8 protein-coding genes are annotated in these 6,265 nt (G+C 65.1%); 3 read left to right on the top strand and 5 right to left on the bottom strand.

Annotation, left to right across the window (positions count from 1 at the left end; translation table 11 throughout):
• Positions 1-38 precede the first annotated feature (38 nt).
• Both Q4C89_RS01270 and Q4C89_RS01265 read left to right on the top strand, forming a co-directional pair.
• Positions 39-1,235 carry a mechanosensitive ion channel family protein gene (locus Q4C89_RS01270; protein WP_303100797.1) on the top strand — a complete coding sequence of 399 codons (1,197 nt, stop codon included), beginning with the start codon at positions 39-41 and terminating at the stop codon, positions 1,233-1,235.
• Between the two features lie 73 nt (positions 1,236-1,308).
• Positions 1,309-1,866, top strand: a complete 558-nt coding sequence (locus Q4C89_RS01265) for a YIP1 family protein (protein WP_303100796.1) — start codon at positions 1,309-1,311, stop codon at positions 1,864-1,866.
• 79 nt (positions 1,867-1,945) lie between these two features.
• Here Q4C89_RS01265 and Q4C89_RS01260 read toward each other — a convergent pair whose 3' ends face one another.
• The 5 genes from Q4C89_RS01260 to plsY all read right to left on the bottom strand — a co-directional run bounded on the left by Q4C89_RS01260 (position 1,946) and on the right by plsY (position 5,785).
• Complete coding sequence (locus Q4C89_RS01260) at positions 1,946-2,776, bottom strand: transglutaminase family protein (protein WP_303100795.1); 831 nt, start codon at positions 2,774-2,776, stop codon at positions 1,946-1,948.
• A gap of 88 nt (positions 2,777-2,864) precedes the next feature.
• Positions 2,865-3,494, bottom strand: coding sequence for a rhomboid family intramembrane serine protease (locus Q4C89_RS01255; RefSeq protein WP_303100794.1), 630 nt, complete (start codon positions 3,492-3,494; stop codon positions 2,865-2,867).
• Positions 3,495-3,602: 108 nt separating this feature from the next.
• The gene (locus Q4C89_RS01250) at positions 3,603-4,607 is read right to left on the bottom strand and encodes an aspartate-semialdehyde dehydrogenase (protein ID WP_303100793.1); all 1,005 of its coding nucleotides are present in this window, start codon (positions 4,605-4,607) and stop codon (positions 3,603-3,605) included.
• Between the two features lie 149 nt (positions 4,608-4,756).
• On the bottom strand, positions 4,757-5,056 hold the full coding sequence (locus Q4C89_RS01245; protein ID WP_303100792.1) for a hypothetical protein: 300 nt from the start codon (positions 5,054-5,056) through the stop codon (positions 4,757-4,759).
• Between the two features lie 129 nt (positions 5,057-5,185).
• The gene (plsY, locus tag Q4C89_RS01240; protein ID WP_303100791.1) at positions 5,186-5,785 is read right to left on the bottom strand and encodes a glycerol-3-phosphate 1-O-acyltransferase PlsY; all 600 of its coding nucleotides are present in this window, start codon (positions 5,783-5,785) and stop codon (positions 5,186-5,188) included.
• Positions 5,786-5,906: 121 nt separating this feature from the next.
• Here plsY and Q4C89_RS01235 point away from each other — a divergent pair.
• On the top strand, positions 5,907-6,265 hold a 359-nt coding region (locus tag Q4C89_RS01235), incomplete at its 3' end, for a VOC family protein (protein ID WP_303100790.1).

Here is a 6,265-nt window from a genome sequence, read left to right as displayed (position 1 = left end):
TTTTGCATCCCCTCACCCGTCCATGAGACAGTGAGGGGATGTTTGACGCCCTGACCATCCAACTTTCCAAGCCTCAGGTCTGGGTGGGCCTGCTTCTGACGCTGGTGGTGGCCTACGCGCTCTACCGCCTGGGCCGGACGCTGCTGCGCTCGCTCGAAACCTACCTGCACCCCCGGCTGACGGTGGCCCTCAAATGGCTGCTGCTGCTGACCGTTTCTCTGGGCTGGCTCGCCAACGCCACCCACATCGTCTATCTGCCCGAAGTGCCGCTGCTGTTTGACCTGGGGGCCGACATCCGCGAGAGCTTTCGCCACCGCGCCGGGCAGGTGCTGGTGGTGCTGGCGATGGCGATGATCGCCTGGAATCTGGTCGGCGCGGCCACCGGGCGCATCGTGGTCGAGGACGAATTCAACCGCCGCAGTGTGCGCGTTCAGACGCTTAAGGGCGTCATCGAGTCCACGCTCAAGGTCGTCATTGTGGTGGTCAGCGTCATCACCCTGCTTCAGAACCTGGGCCTGAACACCACCAGTCTGCTGGCGGGCGTCTCGGTGCTGGGTCTGGCCGTCAGCTTTGGGGCGCAGAACCTCATCCGTGACCTGTTCACGGGCTTTTTCATCCTTCTTGAAGACCAGTACGGCGTGGGCGACGTGATTACGGTCAACACTGGGCAGCTGTCGGGCAACGTGGAGCGGCTGAACCTGCGCGTGACGGTGCTGCGGGCGCTCGACGGCACGGTGCATATCGTTCCCAACGGACAGATTCAGACCGTCAGTGTGAGCAGCAAGGACTGGTCGCGGGTGCTGGCGGCGGTGGACGTGACCTACAACGCCAACCTCGACGACGCGCTGGGGGTGCTGGAAGCGGTCAGTCAGGAACTCTACACCGACCCGCAGTGGCGCGAATTCTTCCTCGACGCGCCGGAGATGCAGGGCGTGACCCAGCTCGCCCCCGACGGCATTACCCTGCGTGCCCTGTTCAAGGTGCAGCCCAAGAGCCAGTACGCGCTGAGCCGCGAGTTCAACCGCCGCATCAAGATCGCGATGGACGAGGCCGGAATCGACATTCCCTTTCCCCAGCGCAGCGTGAGCTTCGCGCCCGGCCCCATCGAGATTCGCCTGAGCGAGAAGGGCGGGCAAGCACGGCACGACGCCGCTCCTGACCCCACTGCCGGGCAAAACCGCACCCAGGCCCCGGTGCAGCCCAGTTTCAGCCGCGACGAGGACGACGAACGCTGAACTGAGCCGAGGCTCAAGACGCGCTCAAGCGGGGGCCGCGCAACTTCTGGCCCGCTGCCCCCGTACTGGAGACATGACCCGCACGACTGAACCCACCGCCCGCGTGGCCGACATGTTCGCCCAGAGTACCGCCGTCCTTGCCCGCCCCGCCTCCCAGACCTTCGAGCGTTTCGAGCGCCGGGGCGGGGTCGCCAGCGCCCTGCTGTACGTGCTGGTGGCGGCGGTGGTGTCCGGCATGGTTGGTGCCCTTTTTTCCGTCTTTCACAGCGACGTGACCTTCTGGGGCCAGTTGGTCTCGCGCCTGATTGCCATTCCGCTGCAATTTCTGGTGTTTACCGGGGCCGTCTACCTGATTGGGCGCGGCCTGTTCCGGGGCACCGGAACTTATCCCGAGGTGGCCTACACCTTCGCGCTGTTTTTTGTGCCGCTCAGCATTCTCGGCTCGCTGCTGGGCCTGATTCCGCTGCTGGGCTGGCTGGTGGTCGGGCCTATCATCTCGCTGCTGCTCGCCTTCTTCGGCTTTCTGGCGGTGCAGTCCAGCATGAACCTGCGCGACCCCGTCCCGGCGGGCGTGACGCTGGTGCTCTCGGCGCTGGCCTACCTGCTTGTCGGCGCGTGGCTGCTGGGCTGAAGCCGCAAGGCAGCGGGAAGAAGCCGGACTCTTCGCGGGTTCGGCTTCCTTTCTTTTGGCGTCTTTTCAGTGCTTGGCTTTAGACCTGTGGGCTGTACACATGCACCGCCACGTTCATGCGGCCCTTGCCCCCGCCGTAGTAGGTGCCGCGCACTGGAGAAACGTCGCTGTACTCGCGTCCGTGCCCGATTTTGATGTGCTTTTCGCCCGCCAGACAATCGTTGGTGGGGTCGTAGCCCAGCCAGCCGTAACCGGGAATCAGGGCCTCGACCCAGGCGTGGGTGGCGTCCGCGCCGAGCATGCCGCCGCCGTTGTAGAGGTAGCCGCTGACATACCGCGCCGGGATGCCCAGTTGACGCAGGATGCCCAGCATGGCCTGGGTAAAGTCCTGGCAGACGCCGCGCCCATGCTGCGCGAACTCGGCCAGTGGGGTGTTCACGGTGGTCGCCTTGCCGTCGTACACGAATTTGTCGTGCAAGAAGCCGTTGAGGTTGAGCAGAAAGTCCGGCAGGTCGTCGTCGGGGCCGGGGCGAGTGACGCCGAACACCTCGGGCCAGTCGCCGCGCGGCACGCGGGGGCACGGCACCAGAAATTCCATGTGCTGCCTGCGAACTTGGCCGTCTATCACGCTCAGCGGCGCGGGCAGCGGCAGCGTGATCGGGTGGGTGTCCACCATCGCCTGCGCCTCGATACGGAGGTGCCTGTGCGCTTCGTGAACGTGGACATGGTGAACCAGCGAGCCGAAATAGTCCCGGTGAGAGGAAATCTGGGCTTCGGGCGTCACGTCCAGGTGGAAGGAGCGCAGGGTCTGGCGCACTTCCTGCATGGGGTGGAGTCTCACCTCGTTGAACGAATCCCAGGCGGGTTCGGGGTAGTGATACTCGGTGGTATGTCGGATTTCACAACGCATCGGTAGCCTCGGTCACTTCGGGTCACAGGAACCACAACACGACGCCGGGTAGTCTGACAGGTTTGTTCTCACAACGAAGTCACGCGGTTCAGACGAATGGGCTACCGGGTCGCCGGGCCGGGCGCGCCGTGCGGTGCAGCAGGGCCGCCGCGACCAGACCGCCGATGAAGCCGAACAGGTGCGCTTCCCAGGAAACGTTGGGGTTGCTGGGCAGCACGCCCCACAGAATCCCGCCGTAGAGCGCAAACGCGATGACCGCGATGACGATGGCGACGGGGGTACGCTCCCACCACCCCACGCCGAGCAGGTAGGCGAGGTAGCCGAACACCAGTTCGCTGGCCCCCAGGTGGTTGCTGTCGCCGCGCCCCAGCAGCCAGACCAGCCCGCCGCCGATCAGCGCGATGATGGCCGTCGCCATCACAAAGCGGCTGACCGAGCGCACGGCGGTCATGAAGGCCAGCACCGCCAGCGGCACGCTGTTGGCGACGAGGTGTGCGAAGTCCGCGTGCAGAAAGGGTGCGGTCCAGATGTGCCAGAACGTTCCCGCTTCACGCGGCGAGATGCCGTAGCTGTCGAGCTGCTGCCCGAATACGAACTGGTCGGCGATTTCCTGGCCCCACATCACCGCCATCAGGGCCGCCGTCATGCCTGCCGCGCCGCGAATCTGGGGCTTGCCCGGAGCGATGGGAGAGGGAGAAGGGCGCGTGGGGCGGCTCATGTCTACAGTCTGCCGGAAGCGGATGAGGCGGAGGTCAAAACGGCGATAAGGGGCAAACGAAAAAGGGGCCGGAGCCCTTGCCCCAGCCCTCTTGCCGCTCACGGCGACTTATTTCAGAGCGCCCTTCTCCTGAAGGTATTCGGCGATCTGCACGGCATTGAGCGCCGCGCCCTTGAGCAGTTGGTCGCCCGCCACGAACAGGTCGATGCCGCCCTCGAACACCAGCGAGGGGCGGATGCGGCCCACTTCCACGTCATATTTGCCGCTGGCGGTGAGGGGCATGGGGTAGAGCTTGTCGCCAGGGTTGTCGCGCACTTCCACACCCGCCGCGCCCGCGAGCAGTTCACGGATTTCGTCGGGGGTGGCGGGCTTTTCCAGTTCCAGGGTAATGGCCTCGGAGTGCGTGCGCAGGGTGGGAATGCGTACGGCGGTGCAACTGATTTGCAGCGACTCGTCCCCGATGATCTTGCGGGTTTCCCAGACCACCTTCATTTCTTCCTTGGTGTAGCCGTTGTCCTGAAACACGTCGATGTGCGGAATCACGTTGAAGGGGATGGGGTGGGCGAATTCGGCGTTTCCGGCCTCCTGACCGTGCAGCACCTTGTGCGTTTCGGCCAGCAGTTCGTCCATGCCCTTTTGCCCCGCGCCGCTGGTGGCCTGATAGGTGCTGACGATCATGCGCTTGACACCGTACTTGCGGTGAATCGGCGCGACGGCGACCACGGCAATCGCGGTGGTGCAGTTGGGGTTGGCGATGATGCCCTTGTGCTGCAGCGCGGCCTCGCCGTTGACTTCGGGCACGACCAGCGGCACATCGGCGTCGTAGCGAAAGGCGCTGGAGTTGTCGATGACGACTGCGCCGCCCTCGGCCCACTTGTGCGCCAGCGCTTTGCTGATGCTGCCGCCTGCCGAGGCGAGCACCACGTCGGCGTCGATGGCGCCTTCGGGCGTGACGCGCACCGTCAGTTCTTCGCCCCTAAAGGGCAACTTTTTGCCCTCGCTGCGGGGGCTGGCGTACAGTTGCAGTTCGTCGATCTTCAGGCTCGACTTCTCCAGGACTTGCATCAGTTCGTGCCCGACGGCTCCGGTGGCTCCAACAATCGCTACGCGCATCTTTCCTCCAATAAAAAACCGCCCACGCATGTCTTGCGGGGCGGCTGCCACAACGGACACCGCCTTCAGGGAGTCGCAGTGGCACAGGTCATGGCGTCAGCCTAAAGGCTGGGGCGCGGGGGGTCAAGCGGCTATCCTCCCATCCCTGTTCAGGAGCGTTTGCGGAGAAACCCCAGCCATCCGGCCTTTTCGGGATGCCCAGCGGGGGCGATGTCCTCCATGCGGATTTCGGGTTCGGGGTGGGGGGCGCTCTGCCACTCGCCACGCAGCAAAATCAGGCCGCCGTAGCGTCCCGCCGCGTACAGGCCGTGCTTTTCTTCTTCCTCCAGCGTGCGGGCGCGGGGGTCAGCCAACGCCTGAAGCAGCGCCCGGATGGATTCGTCCTCGCAGTCCCAGCAGCCCTGGGAGAAAGTGGCTTCTTTACCGTAGATCCGAATGATGACGGGCATGTGGACTCCGTAGGTAGGGGCGAACGCCGGGCCAGCCGCAAGAGGGCGGCCCCAGGATGAGGGATTGAGGAAGGCCAGCATAGCGTCCCCACGCCCCGGTTTTGAAAGTACAGTCGCCCCGCTTGGCCCTCAGCCCGTCGCCTTTTCTCCCAGACGGCGCTCGGTGCCCGACTGCAACTTGCGGACATTTTCGCGGTGTTGCCAAATCAGCAGGGCCGCCAGAAAGATGACGGCGGCGCGGTTCCAGTCCGGGCGCGGCAGCACCAGCACGAGCGCGGTGACGGCGGCGGCGCCCATGATGCTGCCCGCACTGACGAAGCGGGTCAGCCACATGCAGAAGATGGCGAGGACGAAAGCGCTCAGCCCCACCACCGGGTCGAGGATGGCGATGACGCCGAAACTGGTCGCCACGCCCTTGCCGCCCCGAAACTTCAGGAACGGGCTGAAGTTGTGCCCGATGACCGCCAGCACGCCACACAGCGCCGCCCAGGGTTCGCCGAGGCCCAGCAGCCGGGCGAGCAGCACCGCCAGCACCCCTTTGAAAATGTCGAAGATGGCGACCATCAGCGCCGGGCCCTTGCCGAGCGAGCGCAGCACGTTGGTGGCTCCACTGTTGCCGCTGCCCACCTTGCGAATATCCACACCCCGCGCCCGTGCGACCCAGGCCGCCGCCGGAACGGAGCCGATGAAGTAGGAAAGCAGAGCGGCCAGGAGGGCAAGCGGGGTCACGCCACGAGTTTAATGCCGATTCGCGCCCCTGCTCGGCAGATCTGAACTGCGTCCACCCCGCCCCACAGTCGTCAGGACAAAAAGACAGGGTTTTGCAAGTGCTTTTCGCTAAGCTGTCCTTATGATTCTTGACCACATCGGCATCGCCACGCCGAATCTGGACGTGGGGAGTGCACCCTACCTGGCGCTGGGCTTCGTGCCAGAGGGCGCAGACGAAATCGTGGAGGCGCAGGGCGTCAAGGTGCGGGTGTTCCGGGTGGGCGAGTCCATGGTGGAACTGCTGGAGCCGATGCGCCCCGACTCGGCCATCGCCAAATACTTGGAGAAAAATCGCCCCGGTCTGCACCACACCGCCTACCGCGTAGAGAGCGTGGACGCCGAGATGAAGCGCCTTCAGGAGGGCGGAGCGCAGTTTTTGTCGGCCCAGCCCGGCCCCGGCCTGCACGGCACCCGCGTGGTCTTCCTGCATCCCAAATGGGG

It is taken from the genome of Deinococcus sp. (genome assembly GCF_030523985.1).
In the GTDB taxonomy this organism is placed as follows: Bacteria; Deinococcota; Deinococci; order Deinococcales; family Deinococcaceae; genus Deinococcus.
Note: the sequence above shows the minus strand (reverse complement) of the source record. Positions and strands in the feature narration are given on the sequence as shown.

Coding starts and splice junctions, on each gene's coding strand:
- Q4C89_RS01270 (WP_303100797.1), top strand. CDS start 39: ATGTTTGACGCCCTGACCATCCAACTTTCCAAGCCTCAGGTCTGGGTG.
- Q4C89_RS01265 (WP_303100796.1), top strand. CDS start 1,309: ATGACCCGCACGACTGAACCCACCGCCCGCGTGGCCGACATGTTCGCC.
- Q4C89_RS01260 (WP_303100795.1), bottom strand. CDS start 2,776: ATGCGTTGTGAAATCCGACATACCACCGAGTATCACTACCCCGAACCC.
- Q4C89_RS01255 (WP_303100794.1), bottom strand. CDS start 3,494: ATGAGCCGCCCCACGCGCCCTTCTCCCTCTCCCATCGCTCCGGGCAAG.
- Q4C89_RS01250 (WP_303100793.1), bottom strand. CDS start 4,607: ATGCGCGTAGCGATTGTTGGAGCCACCGGAGCCGTCGGGCACGAACTG.
- Q4C89_RS01245 (WP_303100792.1), bottom strand. CDS start 5,056: ATGCCCGTCATCATTCGGATCTACGGTAAAGAAGCCACTTTCTCCCAG.